Here is a 20,343-nt window from a genome sequence, read left to right as displayed (position 1 = left end):
TAAAATAATTTTATTTCATTATCAAAAATTAAAATATTTTCTTTTTAGTATAGAATAAGAGCTGTCGCCAGCGGATTTTTTTACCCGCTAACGCGACAGCTCCTTGTTATAAAAGAAAATTTAAAATGAATTTTCTATGAAAAAATATATTTTTAGATATATAGGTTATGTATGTAAAATAATGGATGATTGGTATATAATTATTTTAATAAGATATTGTTTAAGGGATGTGAGTTTATGAGAGAAGAGTTAATTTTAGTTAAGCCTTCAAGGGATTATTTAGAACAAATATATGAATATCGTCAGGAATTTTTAGATAATGATGATAGTATGGATGGAACTTCTAGTTTAAGAAGATTTGAAAATATAGAAGAGTGGCTTCAATGGGTAGATAAAAATGAAAATGAAGAAACTTGTGCTAAAGAGTTTGTTCCAAGCTCTCAATTTTTAACTATAAGAAAATCAGATAATAGATTAGTTGGTATGGTAGATATACGTCACAGATTAAATGATAATCTATTGAAGTTTGGAGGACATATAGGATATTCAATAAGAAAATCTGAAAGAGAAAAGGGCTATGCAAAAGAGCAGCTAAGATTAGCATTATTAGAAGCTAAAAAACTTAAGATTAACAAGGTATTAATTACATGTAATAAGGATAATTTCCCATCTAGAAATACAATTCTTTCAGCAAATGGAGTTTTAGAAAATGAAGTAAAAGATGAGGACGAGGTAATACAACGATACTGGATTAATAATAAGGGGATATAAATAAAAAAATTAAATTTCTAAAACTCCTAAAGGAGTTTTTTCCATAATTCTTCATTCTTCATTTTTAATTCTACATTTTTCGGCTTGTGTCTTTTCACTTTAAGTAATAAAATAATTCATAGTAGTTTAAAATATACTAAGAAAGAAGGTGCCTATATGGAAAGGCTAGATAAGGTTTTGTCTAATTTAGGTTATGGAAGTAGAAAAGAAATTAAGCAAGCTATAAGAAAAGGTCTTATAGAAGTAAATGGTGAATTAGTTAAAGATAATGGTATGCAGGTAGATCCTGAAGCTGACAAAATAGTAGTTAATGGTGAAGAGATTTTTTATAGAAAATATATTTATTTAATGATGAATAAACCTGATGGGGTAGTTTCAGCAACTGTAGATAATAGAGATGAGACAGTAATAGATTTATTAGAAGTTGAACATCAAGTGTTTAATCCATTTCCAGTTGGAAGATTAGATAAAGATACAGTTGGACTTTTATTACTAACTAATGATGGGGAATTAAATCATAGATTAATATCTCCTAAGTGGAAGGTAGATAAAATTTATTATGCAAAAATAGACAAGAAGGTAACAGAAGAAGATATTAAGAAGTTTAAAAATGGAATAACATTAGATGATGGATATGTATGTAAAGAAGCTAAACTTGAAATATTAGAAGCTACAGAAGATGGATCAGAAGTTATGATTACAATTCAAGAAGGTAAGTATCATCAAGTTAAGAGAATGTTTGAAGCTGTAGGAAAAACTGTGGTTTATCTAAAAAGAGTTGAGTTTGGAACTTTAAAACTAGATGAAGATCTAGAAGAAGGCGAATATAGAGAGCTTACAGAAGAGGAAATTAATATATTAAAAGGATTTTAACGAACGATTTGAAAAAATGAAATAAAATCATTCATAATTTAGATTTTTTCACATAATTATTTCAAAAAAACTTGCATTTTTAAGGTGTATGAAATATAATAGCTTTGCAAGGATAAATAAAAGGAATAAATAGCCCCCTTTTTATTTATTGCTTATTGCTAAAGCGCAACCTAGCCCCAAGGGTTGCGTTTTTTGTTTTGTCTAAAATGTAAATGTTTAACCATGAATAAAAACTAGCAAAATGCTTCAGATGAACTTCTACAAAATGATATAAAAAATTGATTAATTTTAATTTTGAATGATAACTCATATACATTCTTATAATAAAATTCAAAAATATTAAAAAATGAATTAAGTTATGAATAAAAACAATCATATAATGTATATTATGAATAAATAATTTCATATTTATTTTTAAAATAGAAATAAAATAATATAAATAAATTGTTTTTTGATACTTAATATATCTATTTTGAGGTTATTTGGGCAACAATATAAAAGATATGTATGATATAATATGTTAGTAATAGGAAAGGAGTCTGTATAGATGGATTTAAAGTCATTACTTAACAAAGAACAATACGAAGGGGCCACTACTGTAGAAGGTCAAGTATTAATACTAGCAGGAGCAGGTTCAGGAAAAACTAGAGTTTTGACATATAGAATGGCTCATATGATAGATGATTTAGGAATTTTACCATATAAAATCTTAGCTATAACTTTTACTAATAAAGCTGCTAAAGAAATGAAAGATAGAGTTAAAGCTTTAATAGGAGAAAGAGCAGAAGATATGTGGATATCAACCTTCCACTCTACTTGCGTAAAAATACTTAGAAGAGAAATAGATAAGATAGGATATAAGAAAAATTTCACAATTTATGATACTTCAGATCAAAAGACGCTTATAAAAGAGTGTATGAAGTCTTTAAATATAAATGATAAAGATATAACGCTACAAGAAATAATGGGCAAGATAGGTAAAGCTAAGGACAATATGCAAAGCCCTGCAAGCTTTATGAGGGAACATGAAAGTAATTTTAGAGAAAAGAAAATAGCAGATGTTTATGAAATGTATCAAAAGAGACTTAAGGAAAACAATGCTTTAGACTTTGATGATTTAATATTTAAGACAGTAGAATTATTTAAAAGTAATAAAGAAACCTTAGAATTTTATCAAAGAAAATTTCAATATATTATGGTAGATGAGTACCAAGATACAAATAAGGTTCAATATGAGTTAATTAGATTACTTGCAGAAAGTCATAAGAATATATGTGTAGTAGGTGACGATGATCAATGCTTAGTTGAAGGCACTTTAATTGAATCTGAAAATGGAAAGGTAAATATTGAAGAGTTAAAAGAAGCTGATAAGGTTAGAGTTGCAGTTGGTAATGGTGAAACTAAGTTATTAGATGTAAAAAATATTTCCAAGAAAATTTATGAAGGAAAGATAGTAAAAGTAACTACTGAAAGTGGAAAAGTTATAAAATCAACACCAAACCATTTAACCTTTACTAGAGTATTAATTGAAGAGGGGAAATATTATGTGTACCTTATGTATAAAAAAGGATATGGATATAGAATAGGTCAAACATCTTCAATTAGAAGTAGAGAAAATAAAAAAGCTAGTGGTCTGGCAGTTACATTAAATGGAGAACAAGCAGATAAAATGTGGGTAATTAAGGTTTGCTCATCAAAAGGAGAAGCAACTTATTACGAAGAGTTTTATTCTGTTAAGTATGGTATTCCGAAAACGGTATTTAATTCTAGAGGAAGAAATATAACTTTAAGCCAAGATCAAATAAATAATTTATTTAAAGAAATAAATACCTTTGATGCAGCAGATAGATTAATGGATGAAGAGCTTTTATATAAAGCTTATCCTCATCATATAAGCTCTGCAGTAATTATAGGAGAAAGTTCAAGAAAGTTAATTAATTTAAGCTTTTTCGGTGGACGTAAGTCTGAAGAAAGAGGAATTTATTCACACAGAATAGGATTAAATTCTTCAGGAGAAGAAGATAAAAATAAATTTATTGCTGCTGGATTCAACGTAAGAGATGGCCAAAGAAAAACCTTTAGAGTAGAAACAGAAAGAGCTTTATATGATGATGCAGAAGAATTTTCAAGAAAGCTTGAAGAAGTTAATGATGATTTTGAAATAGTTAGAAAAGCTAAATTAACTGCTGATAATACCTTTAAATTTATGCCTATGGGAAGCTTAAAAGAAGGTATGGCTATAGCTACATTAAAGGATAATAATATAGTTGAAGATAAAATAGTATCTGTTGAATTAGAAGACTATTCTGGAAGTGTCTATGACATAAATATTGATTATGCAAGAAATTATATAGCTAATGACATTGTTGTTCACAATTGCATTTACCAATGGAGAGGGGCTGACATTAGGAATATACTAGACTTTGAAAAAGATTATCCTAATGCAAAAGTAATAAAACTTGAACAAAATTATCGTTCAAAGGGAAATATTTTAGATGCAGCAAATGTAGTTATAGTTAATAATGCAAATAGAAAAAGTAAGGTTTTAAGAACTGAACAAGAATGTGGGAATAAAATTAAAGTTTATAGAGCTTATTCAGATAGTGATGAAGGAAACTTTGTAGCAAGTCAAATTAATAAGATTAAGAAAGAAGAAAATAAAAGTTTTAAAGATTTTGCTATTCTTTATAGAACTAATGCTCAATCACGTATATTTGAAGAAAGCTTAAGAAGAAACGATATTCCATACAAAATCTTAGGAGGAACTAGATTCTACGATAGAAAAGAAATTAAGGATATGCTTTCATATTTAAAGGTATTAGTAAATCCAACAGATAGCATAAGCTTGAGAAGAATTATAAATGTTCCAAAGAGGGGAATTGGAGATGCAACTGTTAATAAGGTTGTTGATTTTGCTGATGATTATGAACTTCCATTATGGGATGCTTTAAATACAGTTAGAAATATTCCAACACTTACTGCAAGAAATTGTGGAGGAATTGAAGTATTTATGGAAATGATGGAAAGATTCGTAGATATGAGTGAAGTGCTTCCTGTGTCAGTTTTAATAGAAACTATATTAAAGGAAACAGGATATATAGCTGAATTAGAAAAGTCAGATGAAATAGAAGATAAGAGCAGAATTGAAAACTTAAAGGAATTAGTATCTGATGCTGTTGATTTTGAAAGAAGTAGTGAAGATAAAAGTTTATCTGCCTACTTAGAAAAGGTATCCTTAGTTCAAGATACAGATAAGCTGGAAGAGGAAGATGATACAATAGTATTAATGACTGTTCATAGTGCTAAGGGGTTAGAGTTCCCAGTAGTATTTATGGTAGGAATGGAAAATGGAATCTTCCCAGGAGTTGCTTCCTTTGATAGTGAATCAGAAATGGAAGAGTCTAGAAGACTTTGTTATGTTGGAATAACTAGAGCTAAGGAACAATTATTTATGACCTCTGCTGAAGTTAGGAGACAATTTGGTAGAACTGTAGCTTATCCTCAATCTGATTTTATAGCAGAAATTAAATCAGACTTAAAGGAATATGTATCAGCAACTGGAGGAGCACAAGAAACAAGAAAAGCAATGTTCAAACCAGAAAGTAGTTTTAACAATCCTCACAGCTTAAGAGGAAGTGCTATGAATAGACCAAGGCCAAAACCTCAAAGACCAACATCTACAGTTTCAGGAGATGAAGTTACTATGGGGAGAAAGGTGAAACATAGCAAGTTTGGAGTTGGAACAATAGTAGCAATTGCAGATACAGGAAGCGATAAAAAGCTAACTATAGCTTTTGATAGTCAAGGCATAAAGATACTTATGCTTTCATTAGCAAACCTAGAACTGCTGTAGTTTTTGCTCGTAAAAACTAGATGTAGAATTAAGAATGTAGAATGAAGAATTAAGAAAATTTTTCATTTTACATTTTGCATTTTTAATTTAAAAGTTGTATAGCAACTTTTAGAAAGGTGTGTTTTTATTTGGATAAAAAGAAAAGAATTGAAGAATTAGTTGATGAATTAAATAGATATGCGTATGAGTATTATTCATTAGATAATCCATCTGTTACTGATAAGGAATATGATGAAAAATATTATGAGCTAAAGGCTTTGGAAGAGGAAATAAATTATGTTCTTCCTTATTCTCCTACAGTTAGGGTAGGGGATAGAATTCTAGAAGGTTTTGTTAAGTATACTCATAGAGCTAGACTTTGGAGTTTGGATAAGGCACAAAGTATTGAAGAATTAAAGGCATGGCATAATAGAAATCTTAAATTTATTAGTGAAATGAATAGTAGGGGAGAAAATTTACCATCTCCAAGATATTTGCTTACTAAGAAGTTTGATGGATTAACAATTAATTTAACTTATGATGAAAATGGCATATTATCTTCTGCAGCTACAAGAGGTAATGGTGAAGTTGGAGAAGAAGTATCAGCTCAAGTTAGAACTATAAAATCTATTCCTTTAAAAATAGATAATAATGATTTATTTGAGATACATGGTGAGGCTATAATGACTACTGAAGCCTTTGAAAATTATAATAAAACAGCAGTAGTACCACTTAAGAATTTAAGAAATGGAGCAGCTGGTGCTTTAAGAAATTTAAATTTAAAGGAAACTGCAAAGAGAAATTTATCAGCATTTTTCTATGATGTGGGATATAAAGAAGGAGAAGCTTTTAAGACTTATGAAGAAATGCTAAAGTTTATAAAAGAAAAGGGTCTTCCAATGGATGATTATGTTAGATTCTGTACATCAATAGAGGAAATAGAAAAAGAAATTGATTATATTAGAGATATAAGATTTGATTTAAATTATGATATTGATGGAGTTGTTATAGCTATTGATGATATAAGAACTAGGGAGCTTATGGGATATACAGTAAAATTCCCTAAGTGGGCAATAGCCTATAAATTCGAAGCTCAAGAAGCTACTACAAAGCTATTAGATGTAGAATGGAATGTTGGTAGAAGTGGTAGAGTTGGACCCACTGCTATATTAGAGCCAATTGAGCTTGCTGGTGTAACTGTAAAGAGAGCAACATTAAACAATATAGATGATATAAGAAGAAAAGGTGTTAGAATTGGTGCTGAAGTATTTGTAAGAAGATCTAATGATGTAATACCAGAAATTATGGGAGTAGTAGAAGCTTCATTAGAAGGAACTGAAGAGATAAATGTTCCAGAAACTTGTCCTGCTTGTGGAGCACATTTAGTTCAAAATGGAGTTCATTATTTCTGTGAAAATACTTTATCATGTAAGCCACAAATGGTTAAAAGTATAGTACATTTCGCATCTAGAGATGCTATGAATATTGAAGGCTTTTCTGAAAAAACAGCTGAGCAACTATTTGAAAAATTAGATATTAAATCTATAGCTGATTTATATAGACTTAATAAGGAAGAATTATTACACTTAGATAAGTTTGGACCAAAGAAGGCACAAAATCTTTTAGATGCAGTTGAAAGAAGTAAAGATTGTGAGCTATATAGATTTATATATTCATTAGGTATTCCTAATGTAGGAGTTAAAACAGCTAAGGATTTAGTTAATAAATTTAAATCTATAGAGGGTTTAAAAAATGCAAGTTTTGAAGAGTTAGTATCAGTTCAAGATGTTGGAGATATAGTAGCTCAAGGTGTTATGGAATTCTTTAAAGAAGAAAAAGCCATAAATACTATTAATGAGCTTTTAGAACTTGGAGTTAATCCAAAATTTAAAGAACAAGAAATAATAGAAAGTCCTTTTCAAGGAAAAACAGTAGTAGTTACTGGGACATTAAAGAATTATTCAAGAGGCGAAATAAAAGCTAAGTTAGAACTTTTAGGTGCAAAGGTAGCTGGTAGTGTTAGTAAAAAAACAGACTTTGTAATAGCTGGAGAAGAGGCTGGATCAAAGTTAGCAAAAGCAATTGAACTTGGGGTTAGTGTATTAAGTGAAGAGGAGTTTGAAGGATTAATAAAGGGGTAGAGAGAAATGAAGAAGTTTAATGTTAAGGATTTATTTACACTTATATGTACAATAGCAGCAATTTCAACTAGTGTAATTATTATACTTACTTTTTTAACAACATATCATTTCATTAATAGTATGCCTATATTTAATTCATATTTTCCATTACAAATGGGGATATGTATTACTATGGCACTCTGGGGAATTAGATTTCTATTAAATAGGATTGCAAAAGAGAAATATATTTATTCAACAATATGTATAGTTATTTCAATTATTTCTTTACTATTTATAATAAACTTAGTTAAATAGAAAAAAATGGGGGCTGTGGCACAGCCCCCAATTAAATATATCTACTTAGCTTATTAATTGTGCTAAGATAAATATCATTTAATATATCAAAATTTAAAGCTTTTATATAATAGGCTTCTAATTCATCATGAATAATATGAGCATTAGATATTAATTTTAATGCTTTATCAGTGAGGTCATTAAACATATTTTTATCATATTCTATTTCTTCCCTATTCTTTTTTAGAATAGAGGAATAGCAAAAGTCTTCAATATTATAGGCTTTTCCATTAAAGGAGCAATTGCTAATTTCATTTTCAGTAACTATTGCAACTGATACTTCGGGAATCAGAATGTGCTCAATTCTTTCAGGATTAAATGGATCATGAAGATATTCTACGAAGTAGCCCTTCTTTTCAGCAAGCTTTCCTAATTCTATAAGGATTTTAGTCTTGCTAAAGCCAGGACCTCCTTTTAATATAAATTTGTGTTTAAATGGAGCAACTAAATCCTCTGTAAAGGTAATTATTCCGCTAGGTGTGAAGGCCGTTGCAAATATATGTCTTTCATTACCAAATCCAGACTTCTGCTTATTAAAAACTTCTTCCTTAAGACTATCAGATATAGTAATTATTTTACTATAATCTAAGGCCTCAGAATTTAACTTACTCCAATCATCATGAATAGGTTTAGCTGAAGAAAGAAATTTGTAAGCTCTTTGAAAGTTGTTGCTTATTTCTTTGTATACACTAATTAATTCTTTTTTATTTAAAGAAAGAGCATCATTATCTAAAGCAATTCCCATATTTATTATTTCATCAATAGCACCAGGATATATTGGATCCACCATATGTGGAGAAGTACCATCAAGCATAGCTATCTTTAATTCTGGTACTACAATTCCATCTAGAGATTTTTCGTCAGAAGAACAATGATTATATTCAACTGAATATCCTTTATCAAGAAAGAAAGCTGCTACCCTTTTCATTAAATAAGACTTTCCTGTTCCAGGACCACCCTTAATACAAATAATTCTATTGGCTTCTTCTTTATTTATTATATAGTTAAAAAAAGAATGAAAGCCTTTATAAGTATTACCTCCTAAAAAAATATGCCTTTCTTTTTTATAAGTCAAAAATTACCACTCCTAATTATTGCTGCAATAATGTTTCAATAATAATATATGTATATATGTTTAAAGTGTAACTATATAAATTTAAATTATATCTGACAACTTCAATTTAATGCATAAATTTTCAATTCTATTTTAGGGTTATGTATAAATATTTCAAAAAAATGAATATCAAAATTCGACTTATTATATATAAAATATTTACTTATAGTGAAAAAATATAAGGTTTTTATAGTGATTATAATGAAAAATTATAATTATAAAAGAAAAATAAAAAAATTATAAAAAAGTATTGCATAAAAATAAATTATAGGTGTATAATTATGCTAACGTAAAAATAGAAGATAGGAATAAATAATCAGGGGGATTTAGATATGAAAAAAGGAATGTTAAAGAAGATATTTGCAATAGCTACTATTGGTGTTATGAGTATAGGATTAATAAGTTGTGGAAAAAAAGAAGAAGACAAGCTTACTGAAATTAAGAATAAAGGAAAGCTAGTTGTAGGTCTAAGTGCAGATTATGCTCCATATGAGTTTCATATAATTAATGATGAAGGAAAAGATGAAATAGTAGGTTTTGATATTGATATTGCTAAAGAAATAGCAAAAGATATGGGAGTTGAATTAGAAATCCAAGATATGGATTTTGATTCATTAGTAGCAGGTGTACCATCTGGAAAAATCGATTTAGTTATTTCAGGAATGACTCCTACTCCAGAAAGAAAAGAAGCTGTGGATTTTTCAGACATTTACTATGTTGCTGAACAAGGACTAGTAGTAAGAGCTGCAGATAAGGACAAGTATAAGACTTTTGCAGATTTAAAGGGTCAAAAAGTTGGAGCACAAATGGGTGCTATTCAAGAAGGTGTAGCTAAGGATAATATTCCAGAAGCAGATATTCAATTATTATCAAATGTTAATGATTTAGTTCTTGGATTAAAATCAGGAAAAATTGAAGGTTTAGTAGTTGAATTACCAGTTGCTGAAATGATAGTTAAGAATAATCCAGAATTAGTAGTTGGTGAAGAAACAGTTAAAGATTCAGAAGGTGGTTCTGCTATAGGATTAAAGAAAGATCAAAAAGCATTATTAGATTCTGTTAATGGTACAATTAAGAGAATTAAAGAAGAAAAATTATTAGATCAATTTATTGTAGATGCAAATGCATTAGCTGAAAAGCAAGTTGAAAATTAATAAGCAAATTAAAAATCAAAAGTGAAGTGGAGTTGTTAAAGTAGCTCTATAATTAAAAATATAGAATTATTGATGTAATTCGAAAGGAATTACCAAAAAATATATATTTTAGAAACTCCTACAGGAGTTTCTTCTTTAATTTTACATTTTTCATTATTCATTTTATAATTTGTGAAAAATATAGATAAGGGGTGTAAGGTTTGACATTAGATTTTAGTTTTTTATCTGGATATATGCCATATTTTTTTGACGGTGTTAAGTGGACATTAATTATATCAGCAATAAGTGTATTATGTGGTGTAATTCTTGGATCTATTTTAACATTTATGAAAAGATCAAAATTTACAATATTTAAAATAAATCCATTAAAGGCAATTGCAACTGCATATATTGAAATAATTAGAGGAACTCCAATGCTTCTTCAAATTATGATAGTATATTATGCTTTTGATGAATTATTAGGAATAAACATGGCACCATTACCAGCTGGTATCATAGCTGTTTCTTTAAATTCAGCGGCTTATGTATCTGAAATAATAAGAGCAGGGATAGATGCTGTAGATAAAGGTCAATATGAAGCTGCAAGAAGCTTAGGAATGAGTCAATTTATGGCTATGAGACTTATTGTAATGCCACAAGCAATTAGTAATATTCTACCTGCAATAGGTAATGAATTTGTTACAGTAATAAAGGAGTCTTCAATGGCATCTGTAATTGGAGTTGGAGAAATTATGTATGCAGCTAAAGTTATTAGAGGTAAAACCTTCAGAGGATTTGAGCCATTAATAGTTGCAGCAGTATTCTATTTTGTAATTACATTTACATTAGGAAGATTAATGAATTATATAGAAAGGAGAATGAAGGCCGGTGATCAACGTTAATAATTTACACAAATATTTTGGAGAAAATGAAGTTTTAAAAGGTATAGATGAAACTATTAACAAAGGTGAAGTGGTAGTAGTCATTGGACCTTCAGGATCTGGGAAAAGTACTTTTTTAAGATGTCTAAATTTATTAGAAGAACCTACTGATGGTGAAATTATATTTGAAGGCAAGAATATAACAGATAAAAATACTAACATAAATAAAATAAGAGAAAAGATGGGAATGGTATTCCAACAATTTAACTTATTCCCTCACAAGACAGTTTTAGAAAATCTAACTATTGCTCCTATTAATGTGAAAAATAAATCTAAAGAAGAAGCAGTAAAGAAAGCAAATGATTTATTAAAAAAGGTAGGCTTATTAGATAAAGCAAATGCTTATCCATCATCATTATCAGGTGGACAAAAGCAAAGAATAGCAATAGCAAGGGCTTTAGCTATGGAGCCAGATGTTATGCTATTTGATGAACCAACATCAGCTTTAGATCCAGAAATGGTTGGAGAAGTTTTAAATGTTATGAAAGATCTTGCAAAGGAAGGTATGACTATGATAGTTGTAACTCACGAAATGGGATTTGCAAGAGAAGTTGGTGATAGAATAATATTTATGGATGGAGGAAAGATAGTAGAACAAGGAACTCCAGAGGAAATATTTGACAATCCTAAGAATACAAGAACAAAGGACTTTTTATCAAAAGTTTTATAAGATAACTTAAAAGATATATTAAATGGTTTATATATAGCCAGTTTAATATATCTTTTATATTTTTTATTAGAAGATTTAATATATGCTACATAAGTGAATAATCTCTATCCTTAAATAATTTATAGAAATATTTGTTATTCATATGATAGTTAAGAATATAAATTTATTATAAAATTATATAAAGGGAGTGATCACTATGAAAAAATATATTATTTCTTTAGATCAAGGAACTACAAGTTCAAGGGCTATAATATTTGATAGAGAACAAAATATAATAGATATAAGTCAAAAAGAATTTACACAAATTTATCCTAAAGAAGGATGGGTAGAACATGATCCATTAGAAATTTGGGCAACTCAATATGGAGTTCTTCAAGAAGTTATAGCTAAAGCTAATATAAGTCAAGATGAAGTAGCAGCAATAGGTATTACGAATCAAAGAGAAACTACAATAGTATGGGATAAGAATACTGGAGTTCCAATATATAATGCTATAGTTTGGCAATGTAGAAGAACTGCAGAAATATGTGATAGCTTAAAGGCTAAAGGGTTAGAGGGATATATAAAAGAAAATACAGGATTAGTTGTTGATGCATATTTTTCAGGAACTAAGATTAAATGGATATTAGACAATGTAGAAGGAGCAAGAGAAAAAGCTGAAAGAGGAGAATTACTATTCGGAACTGTAGATACATGGCTTGTATGGAAGTTAACAAATGGAAAGGTTCATGTTACAGATTATACAAATGCTTCTAGAACAATGCTTTATAATATAAAAGATTTAAGATGGGATGATAAGATTTTAGAAGAATTAAATATTCCAAAAGCTATGTTACCAGAAGTTAAAAATTCATCAGAAGTTTATGGACATGCTAATCTTGGAGGAAAGACAGATATAAATGTTCCTATAGCTGGAATAGCAGGAGACCAACAAGCAGCCTTATTTGGTCAAGCCTGCTTTGAAAAAGGCGAAGCTAAGAATACTTATGGTACTGGATGCTTTTTATTAATGAATACTGGAGAAGAAAGAGTTCAAAGTAAAAATGGACTTTTAACTACAATAGCAATAGGCTTAGATGATAAGGTTCAGTATGCTTTAGAGGGTTCAGTTTTTGTAGGTGGAGCAGTAGTTCAATGGCTTAGAGATGAATTAAGGTTAGTTAATGATTCAGCAGATACTGAATACATTGCTACTAAGGTTAAAAATAATGGAGGAGTTTATATTGTTCCAGCCTTTGTAGGACTTGGTGCACCACATTGGGATATGTATGCAAGAGGAGCCATTTTTGGATTAACTAGAGGAGCAAATAGAAATCATTTAATAAGAGCAGCTTTAGAATCTATAGCATATCAAACGAAAGATTTAATAAATGCTATGACAGAAGATGTAGGTTATGAGCTTAAAGAAATAAAAGTAGATGGAGGAGCAAGTAGAAATAAATTCTTAATGCAATTCCAAGCAGATATATTAGAAGCAAGGGTTATAAGACCTATAATATCAGAAACTACAGCTTTAGGAGCAGCTTACTTAGCAGGACTAGCAGTAGGATTTTGGAAAGATAAAGAAGAGGTTAAGAAGTTTTGGCATATGTCAGCAGAATTTCAGCCAAAATTAGAATCTGACAAAGTTAATAAGTATTATAATGCTTGGAAGAAGGCTGTAAAGAGAACACTAAATTGGGAAGAAGAGTAAAAAGGGTTGCGAGAAAGCAACCCTTTTTAATGCATAATTAGAGAAATATTTTATAAGATTATAAGAATAAGAGGTTAAAATGGTTTATGAATGATAATGATAAAGATATGAATCAATGGAATGATATTTTTCTAAGAAAGAACCTAAAGCTCCAATAAGTAAAAGCTCTAGAAATAAAGTTTTAGATAAAGGAATTAAATGGCTTTGTGATGGGACTAAAAGTATTCTTGAATTTCATTTTTATTTTATCAATTATACTTATTATTTGATTTAGAGAAAAATATATTATAAAATATATGTAAATTAAATACATATTTTAATTAAAAAGGAAGGTGTTGAATGGATGATACAATATTTGATTATGGAAAAATATGCAAATCAATAGGGAAATAGGAGGAGGTAATGGGACAAGAATATACAGAATGGGAAATAAACAGATTTAGACAAAGATACTATGAAATAAAGTATTATATAAACCAATATAATTCTAGGATAGATGAGAATAATAGAGAGCTAAATAATATAAGAAAAAGGGTAAATGAATTACAAAAAATAAGGAATAATCTTAAAAAAACTAATAGTAAGTTTGAGAATTATATAAGTGCTAAATTAAGAAAATATGAAGTATTAAGGAATAATTTTTCAAATACAAAATTTGCAAAAGATTGTTCTGAAGAAATGTTGAATTTTATAAAAGGAAGAGAAACATCAATGGCAATACAAAATATTGAAAATGCTATATATGAAGTTAATAATAAGGCCAATAGATTAAGTTATGATATTGAAGAATTAACTAGAGATAATAATAGATTAAGAAATAAAATTGCTGATTTAGAATATGAAAAAAGATTAATTTTACAAAAAGGAGTAATTTAATATGGCAAGTGATATTGGATATGATCTAGTAGTTTATGATAATGATAACAAAGCTATTGCTAATGAATATAGCAAATTTGGAGAGCAATTAGAAAAGTATATTGATAGTTATTCAGAAATATTAAAAAGAGTTGCTAATGATGGAGTAAAAAGTGGAAAGGTTCATGATAATTTATTGAAATTTATAGAGGCAGTAGATAGCCTTAAAAATGAAGGTAAAGAATTAAGTGAATTAGCAAAAAAATCAGCTGAAGATTTTCTTAAGGATATGGATACTGCTGATAACTATTTATATTAAGGAGGTTAAGTAGTGGGGGAGAGAATAGAGGTAAATAGTGATGTAATAAAAAGAGAAATAAGTAACTTAAAAAGTGTAGTAAGTAACATACAAGCAGATAAGGGAATAACTAAAGAGAATAATGGAAAAGGCTATACAAAAGAGTATATGGATATAGTAAGTGAAGGGTTTAATGGAATAAAGAATACACTACAAGGCTTAATAGAAAATACAGTAGTTTTATTAGAAAATATAAGTGATGGTTATATTGAGATGGACGAGGCAGCAGCTAAAAGAATTAATGAATTCACAAGTGAGATATTAAAGAAATGAGTAGTGTAATAAGGGACTTTTCACAAGAAGCTGTAGCCAATATAAGAGAGTTAATAAAAGAAAATGTAGATGAAGAAAAACAATTTTTCCTTTGGGACTGGATAGATGATACCTTTAAGATGGATGATTTAAATATATATGATTATCTTGATAATGTAAGTAAGTATCAAAGTCATATGGTAGACAAGCATAATATAAATAGTAAAAAATTTGATACAATACTAGATAGAGTTAAAAATGTAGATGTAAATTACGCTAATAGATTTAACAAGATATATGAAAATATGATATTATATAATAAAAAAATAGTAAATGTTGCTAATATGATATCACCAGAAGGAATAACAGTAAATAGTGATATTTATAATGGTGTTATTAATAAATTTAATGAAATCTATAGTGATAAGAAAATAGATTATTTGCAGTCTGATTTAGATGATTTAGAAAATGAAATGCCAGTAATAAGAGATATACCATGGTATGAAAAAGCACTAAATGGTGTAGGTGGAACATTAGTATCCTTAGCTAGAGATAATATAGAAGGAATAGCATTTATACCATATGGAATAGTAGATTTAATATTTGGTAGCAACTTAAATTACAACTTATCACAGAAGTTAGATAATGCAGAAGAATATTTAATAAAAAATGTTGTAACAGATAAGCAATCATACTATTATGGAAAAGCAGTTGGGAATGCAATATGTGTGGCTGAAGGTGTTATATGTACAATAGCAGGAGCAATTATATTAGTAGGTGGAGTAACAATAAGTGCTGTTGGAACGGCAGCAAGTGCTACTGGTGCTGGAATTGTAGTTGGAGGAGTAGCGATAGCAATATCAGTACCAGTAGTAGCAGTAGGTACAGCAATTACAGCAGTAGGTGGAAATATGCTGCTTTCTTCTGCAGATAACTTTAAGGAGAATATATCAAAAGCTAAGGAAGTAAAAGTAGAAGTTGATGATCTTAAGCAGAAGGAAGATATTAAGAAACTAGATGATGGAATTAAACAAGCTAAAAAAGATATTTCTAAAATAGATGAAGGAATAAGTAAAGCTGATAAATTAAAAATAAGTTCTTGGAAGTACCCTCCAGATGAAGAACTATATTTAAAGTATAAAGATGTATTTGATAATCCTAAGTATTACAATCAAACAACAGGTGAAATAAATTGGCCAGGTCAACATGGAGATAAAAATATAGATGGATTTCTTAATGGTGAATTTGAATATGTAAGCATGAAGCCAGGTAAAAAAATTGATAGATATGGTGGGAATAATGGAACTTTTTTTGCTGATGAAGGTACTCCTACAGAATATAGAGCGATGGCTCCAAATTCAAATTTTTCATCATATAACATATATGAGATAAAAAGGGAAATCCCTATGAAGAAAGGAGAAATAGCACCTTGGTTTGATGAAATTGGAGGTGGAATACAATATCAAATTGATCCTATATTTGAAAAGGAGATAAGAAGTAAGCTAAATCTAGGAGAAGGTTTTATAGATGGATTGATTAGATTAGGATATTTAAAGCGTTTGTAAGGAGGATAAGATGAGTTTTAATTTAGAAAAATCATATATTGAAAATTTAAAGAAGTATGTGGGGAAGGATTTAAATATTATTGAGAGTGAAAATAGAATAGAAGTAATTCAGGATAGTGAAATTCAATATATTTTGGAGAAGAATTCAAAGAACAATTATATTTTTTATTGCATGGAAAGAGGAAGAAAATTCATATTAGGAGAATATTTATTAGAAATAGAAATGAGAAGAAAATTTGCAATTGCTATAAACGGATTTTTGGGAGAAAAAATAAATTATAATAATGGAGATGAATTCCAAGAGGGAAAAGATATTGTAGAAATTGAAAAATTAATGAATTTATATGTAGGAAAAGAATATTACTCTATTAAGAACCCTAAAAAAATGAAGATGAATTTAGAGGAAGAAGAAGAAAAGGGTAAATATAGTATTTATTTACTAGGTTTGAATGGTGAAAAGGTGTATAAAGAAAAAAAATTAGATGCACCATTTGTTTTTTTTAGATTTTATAGTGAAGCTTTATTTTTTAAGATTAGTATAGAGAGAATTAATAAATATGAAAAAATATTTAATGACATATTAGGAAGTAAGGAAAAATATAATTTGATTATATCTTAAGATAATATTTTATAATTAATAAAAGTTTAATTTATTTTTATGACAAAAGGGGCAATGCTTTTAGAATATGGTATTGTCTCTTTATTATTGTATATTACTAGCAAAAGTAGTAGAAGTATCTTCGTAATAGAATCATGAGAAAATAGATATTTAAGTTAATATAAAATGATTGGATGAAACAATGTAATTTTCTTTTAAATATTTAGATGCATTTTCTAGTTTAGTATCTTAGGAAGTGTTAAAATAATTAATTGCAAAAATAAGGTTTAATTGACTGCATAAAAATTCTTTTTCATAGAAGAGATTAAAGTTAACTAAAATATTAATAATTAAAGCTGCATAATCTTAATAATGTAGTGAGATAAAGATATAGGAACTAGCTGAAAAATAAAATAGGTTAGTTTCTATTTTTTTCTTGAGAGAATTATTGGAAATACTAGTGTGTAGCAGTAAAATATAAAAAGATAGACTATGCTCCAAGGGGGGAAGTAAAGCTGATAGCATAATAGATGGATTAAAACTCGTTGATGGTAAGGTGAATGGGAAAATACCAGTAGATGATTTTAAGAAGATAAGAGCAGAGTCCATGCAAAATGTTAATTCAGACACAATAACTTTAGGAAAATATAAGCCCACAGTAAATCCTGATGGAACATTAGATTGGACAATTCCAGGAAATGACTCATATACAGTAATGGTTGGAGATACAACGTATTTTAGCTTAGGAAATGATTGGGATGTAATAAAAAGTAAATATAATATAACTGCTGATGATATGTTTGATTTGTTTAATGTACCAGCATTAGATGATGCTATAAAATCAGGAAAAGAAATTAGATTTTCACATGACCCAACTGCATATGGAGAATGTGCATTAAAAAAAGAATGGCAATATTTAAAAGATAGATTCGGATATACAAGATTAAAAAAGATAGGAGATTTTTGGTATGCAAAATAAAACAGCTGATGAAATGTCAGATATAGTAGTAGATATGTTAATTGAAAAGTTTAAAGATAAGGTGGAGGATTTTGAAATATTTAATATTGTAGAGACGCCATATAAAACATTCACTCTTAGATTTAAAGCATATGATTATTTTATTGTCATATTTAATTATGATAGAGGAGTAATAGGATGTAGTATTCAGTATGGAGAAAAAAACTTTATTGGACTTAAGAATAGTCAGGAATGGTATGAAAAAGCAGATTTTGATATTTTCTGTAAAGAACTTCAAGAACAATTAGAATTAAGAATACCTGATAAATTTTTAGAAGCTAATGGTTGGAAATAGAATGAATAATTTAGAGGTAAATAACTGAATAAAAAAGAAAAATTAAAAATGTATTATCCTAAAATGCAATATGTGTGGCTGAAGGTATTATATGTACAATAGCAGGAACAATTATATTAGTAGGTGGAGTAACAATAAGTGCAGTTGGAACGGCAGCAAGTGCTACTGGTGCTGGAATTGTAGTTGGAGGAGTAGCAATAGCAATATCAGTACCAGTAGTAGCAGTAGGTACAGCAATTACAGCAGTAGGTGGAAATATGCTGCTTTCTTCTGCAGATAATTTTAAGGAGAATATATCAAAAGCTAATAAAGTAAAAGAAGAAGTTGATGATCTTAAGCAGAAGGAAGATATTAAGAAACTAGATGATGGAATTAAACAAGCTAAAAAGGATATCTCTAAAATAGATGAGGGTGTAAGTAAAGCTAATTCTAAATTATCGGGTAAAGAGGTAGATTTAAAATGGTTAAATGATAATTATAAGGCAGTAGAAATTAAAGGGACTGTAACGGTTAATGGAGAAGTTAGAGATATTTCAAGGCGTGTGTATCAGACAGAAATAGATTGGGATTATATACCTAAGGACCCACTAGCTAAAGGTCTAACAAATAAGGAGTTGGCATTAAAAGGTAGGTCTCCATATGCAGTTGATAAAAATGGTATTGAATCAAAGATAGAGTTACATCATTTAACACAAGTAGAAGCAGGTAGTATGGTGGAAATAGTCGCAACTACACATGATGAATACACTAAGATTTTACATGGTTTAGTAGAAAATGGAGGTAGTTTTAGAAACAATAGTATTTTAGATAAACAATATTCAAATTTTCTAAGAAAATATTGGAGATGGAGAGCTAAAAATTTATAAGAGGTGAATTAAATGAACAATAAAGTTGTTGATATGATAAATAAGTATGGAGAAGAAAATGATTTTTATGGAAGAATAAATGAAGATGATATTAAATTAGTTGAACACATGCTTAGTATAATTTTCCCAGAAGGCTATAGATGGTTTATACGTAATTATGGTTCTGGAGGAATATGTGGAGTTGAAATTCTAGGGATAGAAAATAAAGATGACTCATCTGTAATTTATGGAACAGAGAGGTATAGAAAGCTAGGATTAGAAACTGGATGTATAGTAATTGAAGATTTGGGAGAGTTTATAATGTGCATTGACACAAATGATAGAAATAAAATAATTAGATGGGATAGAGTAAATAAGAATAAAGAATATAGATATAATGATTTCTATGAATATTTAATAGATACGTTTCAAGAGGCAATAGATAATTGGGATTAAAACTAGATACAAAAATATGTTAGATTTAACTGCATAAAAATATAACTATAATAAGTAAAGTTAAAACAACATAGGTGACAAATAAATACAATTCATAATTTTAATAATGCAGTAAGAAGATGAAATGAACTAGCTGAAAGTTGAGTAGTCTAGTTCATTATTTTTTTAGTAGTTCTACAGACATAAGTATCTGATAAAGGATTTCCTAGCTAATTAAGTCTAGTGACTTCAGAAACCAGTAAATCGAGTATAGAAGATATGTGTAACCTGATGAGCTAGGAAAACCTAGGTTTAATAATTCTACCTGAAGGTTAAAGGAATTGATAGCAATAATATATACAGGATAGAATCTTTAGTAATTGAACAGATAACAGTATCTGATTAAGGACTCCCTAGCTAATTAAGACTAGTGACTTTAGATGCCAGTAAAACGAGGATAGAAGATATGTTTAGGTTGATAAGCCAGGAAATCCTAGGCTCAATAATTCCACTTAAAAGTTAATGGAATTGTGAACATAATATATGTAGTAGAAAAGCACTAAAAATAAAAAGAATTGAAATAGATAAATAAAATAAATAACTAAAAAATACAATGTATTG

The 20,343-nt window shown here is 28.6% G+C and carries 19 protein-coding genes; 18 read left to right on the top strand and 1 reads right to left on the bottom strand.

Translation table 11 applies throughout. The features are described 5' to 3' along the window. The first annotated feature begins 237 nt into the window (after window positions 1-237). The 5 genes from ACQRD5_RS13920 (at window position 238) to ACQRD5_RS13900 (ending at window position 7,911) form a co-directional block, all read left to right on the top strand. Complete coding sequence (locus tag ACQRD5_RS13920) at window positions 238-771, top strand: GNAT family N-acetyltransferase (RefSeq protein WP_320627480.1); 534 nt, start codon at window positions 238-240, stop codon at window positions 769-771. 156 nt (window positions 772-927) lie between these two features. Beyond that, window positions 928-1,644, top strand: coding sequence for a pseudouridine synthase (locus tag ACQRD5_RS13915; protein ID WP_291630502.1), 717 nt, complete (start codon window positions 928-930; stop codon window positions 1,642-1,644). A gap of 547 nt (window positions 1,645-2,191) precedes the next feature. After that, window positions 2,192-5,497 carry a UvrD-helicase domain-containing protein gene (locus tag ACQRD5_RS13910; RefSeq protein WP_294169189.1) on the top strand — a complete coding sequence of 1,102 codons (3,306 nt, stop codon included), beginning with the start codon at window positions 2,192-2,194 and terminating at the stop codon, window positions 5,495-5,497. 128 nt (window positions 5,498-5,625) lie between these two features. After that, window positions 5,626-7,617, top strand: coding sequence for an NAD-dependent DNA ligase LigA (gene ligA / locus ACQRD5_RS13905; RefSeq protein ID WP_291630498.1), 1,992 nt, complete (start codon window positions 5,626-5,628; stop codon window positions 7,615-7,617). A 6-nt stretch (window positions 7,618-7,623) separates the two neighbouring features. Further along, entirely contained in the window at window positions 7,624-7,911 is a 288-nt protein-coding gene (locus ACQRD5_RS13900; RefSeq protein ID WP_291630496.1) for a hypothetical protein, read from the top strand. Window positions 7,912-7,942: 31 nt separating this feature from the next. Here ACQRD5_RS13900 and ACQRD5_RS13895 read toward each other — a convergent pair whose 3' ends face one another. Then, the gene (locus tag ACQRD5_RS13895; RefSeq protein ID WP_291630494.1) at window positions 7,943-9,025 is read right to left on the bottom strand and encodes an ATPase; all 1,083 of its coding nucleotides are present in this window, start codon (window positions 9,023-9,025) and stop codon (window positions 7,943-7,945) included. 371 nt (window positions 9,026-9,396) lie between these two features. On the opposite strand from ACQRD5_RS13895, the gene ACQRD5_RS13890 reads away from it, so the two are divergent. The 13 genes from ACQRD5_RS13890 to ACQRD5_RS13830 all read left to right on the top strand — a co-directional run bounded on the left by ACQRD5_RS13890 (window position 9,397) and on the right by ACQRD5_RS13830 (window position 19,743). Then, complete coding sequence (locus ACQRD5_RS13890) at window positions 9,397-10,218, top strand: ABC transporter substrate-binding protein (RefSeq protein ID WP_294188572.1); 822 nt, start codon at window positions 9,397-9,399, stop codon at window positions 10,216-10,218. A gap of 233 nt (window positions 10,219-10,451) precedes the next feature. After that, entirely contained in the window at window positions 10,452-11,099 is a 648-nt protein-coding gene (locus ACQRD5_RS13885; RefSeq protein WP_291630506.1) for an amino acid ABC transporter permease, read from the top strand. Beyond that, on the top strand, window positions 11,086-11,808 hold the full coding sequence (locus ACQRD5_RS13880; RefSeq protein WP_294188571.1) for an amino acid ABC transporter ATP-binding protein: 723 nt from the start codon (window positions 11,086-11,088) through the stop codon (window positions 11,806-11,808). Before ACQRD5_RS13885 ends, ACQRD5_RS13880 begins: the two co-directional genes overlap by 14 nt. Before the next feature lie 196 nt (window positions 11,809-12,004). Then, on the top strand, window positions 12,005-13,501 hold the full coding sequence (gene glpK / locus ACQRD5_RS13875; protein WP_320627479.1) for a glycerol kinase GlpK: 1,497 nt from the start codon (window positions 12,005-12,007) through the stop codon (window positions 13,499-13,501). Window positions 13,502-13,903: 402 nt separating this feature from the next. Beyond that, window positions 13,904-14,377 (top strand): hypothetical protein, encoded by a 474-nt coding sequence (locus ACQRD5_RS13870; RefSeq protein WP_427746967.1) that lies wholly within the window; start codon window positions 13,904-13,906, stop codon window positions 14,375-14,377. Between the two features lies 1 nt (window position 14,378). Continuing rightward, on the top strand, window positions 14,379-14,675 hold the full coding sequence (locus tag ACQRD5_RS13865; RefSeq protein WP_294188664.1) for a hypothetical protein: 297 nt from the start codon (window positions 14,379-14,381) through the stop codon (window positions 14,673-14,675). Window positions 14,676-14,687: 12 nt separating this feature from the next. Beyond that, entirely contained in the window at window positions 14,688-14,987 is a 300-nt protein-coding gene (locus tag ACQRD5_RS13860) for a hypothetical protein (RefSeq protein ID WP_308780319.1), read from the top strand. After that, complete coding sequence (locus tag ACQRD5_RS13855; RefSeq protein WP_427746966.1) at window positions 14,984-16,531, top strand: TNT domain-containing protein; 1,548 nt, start codon at window positions 14,984-14,986, stop codon at window positions 16,529-16,531. The genes ACQRD5_RS13860 and ACQRD5_RS13855 overlap by 4 nt, the downstream gene beginning before the upstream one ends. Before the next feature lie 10 nt (window positions 16,532-16,541). Next, window positions 16,542-17,150 carry a hypothetical protein gene (locus tag ACQRD5_RS13850; protein WP_291632113.1) on the top strand — a complete coding sequence of 203 codons (609 nt, stop codon included), beginning with the start codon at window positions 16,542-16,544 and terminating at the stop codon, window positions 17,148-17,150. 535 nt (window positions 17,151-17,685) lie between these two features. Beyond that, window positions 17,686-18,108 carry a hypothetical protein gene (locus ACQRD5_RS13845; RefSeq protein WP_291632114.1) on the top strand — a complete coding sequence of 141 codons (423 nt, stop codon included), beginning with the start codon at window positions 17,686-17,688 and terminating at the stop codon, window positions 18,106-18,108. After that, a complete protein-coding gene (locus ACQRD5_RS13840; RefSeq protein WP_291632115.1) occupies window positions 18,098-18,442 on the top strand; it encodes a hypothetical protein in 345 nt (114 codons plus the stop codon). The genes ACQRD5_RS13845 and ACQRD5_RS13840 overlap by 11 nt, the downstream gene beginning before the upstream one ends. 74 nt (window positions 18,443-18,516) lie before the next feature. Then, the gene (locus tag ACQRD5_RS13835; RefSeq protein WP_320628094.1) at window positions 18,517-19,308 is read left to right on the top strand and encodes an HNH/ENDO VII family nuclease; all 792 of its coding nucleotides are present in this window, start codon (window positions 18,517-18,519) and stop codon (window positions 19,306-19,308) included. Between the two features lie 12 nt (window positions 19,309-19,320). Then, window positions 19,321-19,743 carry an SMI1/KNR4 family protein gene (locus ACQRD5_RS13830; protein WP_308780317.1) on the top strand — a complete coding sequence of 141 codons (423 nt, stop codon included), beginning with the start codon at window positions 19,321-19,323 and terminating at the stop codon, window positions 19,741-19,743. Window positions 19,744-20,343: the final 600 nt, after the last annotated feature.

This window comes from Clostridium sp. SGI.024 (assembly GCF_050315195.1).
GTDB lineage: Bacteria > Bacillota > Clostridia > Clostridiales > Clostridiaceae > Clostridium.
The sequence above is the reverse complement of the archived record's forward strand: the minus strand, read 5'-3'. Positions and strand labels throughout refer to the sequence as shown.

Coding starts and splice junctions, on each gene's coding strand:
- ACQRD5_RS13920 (WP_320627480.1), top strand. CDS start 238: ATGAGAGAAGAGTTAATTTTAGTTAAGCCTTCAAGGGATTATTTAGAA.
- ACQRD5_RS13915 (WP_291630502.1), top strand. CDS start 928: ATGGAAAGGCTAGATAAGGTTTTGTCTAATTTAGGTTATGGAAGTAGA.
- ACQRD5_RS13910 (WP_294169189.1), top strand. CDS start 2,192: ATGGATTTAAAGTCATTACTTAACAAAGAACAATACGAAGGGGCCACT.
- ACQRD5_RS13900 (WP_291630496.1), top strand. CDS start 7,624: ATGAAGAAGTTTAATGTTAAGGATTTATTTACACTTATATGTACAATA.
- ACQRD5_RS13890 (WP_294188572.1), top strand. CDS start 9,397: ATGAAAAAAGGAATGTTAAAGAAGATATTTGCAATAGCTACTATTGGT.
- ACQRD5_RS13885 (WP_291630506.1), top strand. CDS start 10,452: ATGCCATATTTTTTTGACGGTGTTAAGTGGACATTAATTATATCAGCA.
- glpK (WP_320627479.1), top strand. CDS start 12,005: ATGAAAAAATATATTATTTCTTTAGATCAAGGAACTACAAGTTCAAGG.
- ACQRD5_RS13870 (WP_427746967.1), top strand. CDS start 13,904: ATGGGACAAGAATATACAGAATGGGAAATAAACAGATTTAGACAAAGA.
- ACQRD5_RS13865 (WP_294188664.1), top strand. CDS start 14,379: ATGGCAAGTGATATTGGATATGATCTAGTAGTTTATGATAATGATAAC.
- ACQRD5_RS13855 (WP_427746966.1), top strand. CDS start 14,984: ATGAGTAGTGTAATAAGGGACTTTTCACAAGAAGCTGTAGCCAATATA.
- ACQRD5_RS13850 (WP_291632113.1), top strand. CDS start 16,542: ATGAGTTTTAATTTAGAAAAATCATATATTGAAAATTTAAAGAAGTAT.
- ACQRD5_RS13840 (WP_291632115.1), top strand. CDS start 18,098: ATGCAAAATAAAACAGCTGATGAAATGTCAGATATAGTAGTAGATATG.
- ACQRD5_RS13830 (WP_308780317.1), top strand. CDS start 19,321: ATGAACAATAAAGTTGTTGATATGATAAATAAGTATGGAGAAGAAAAT.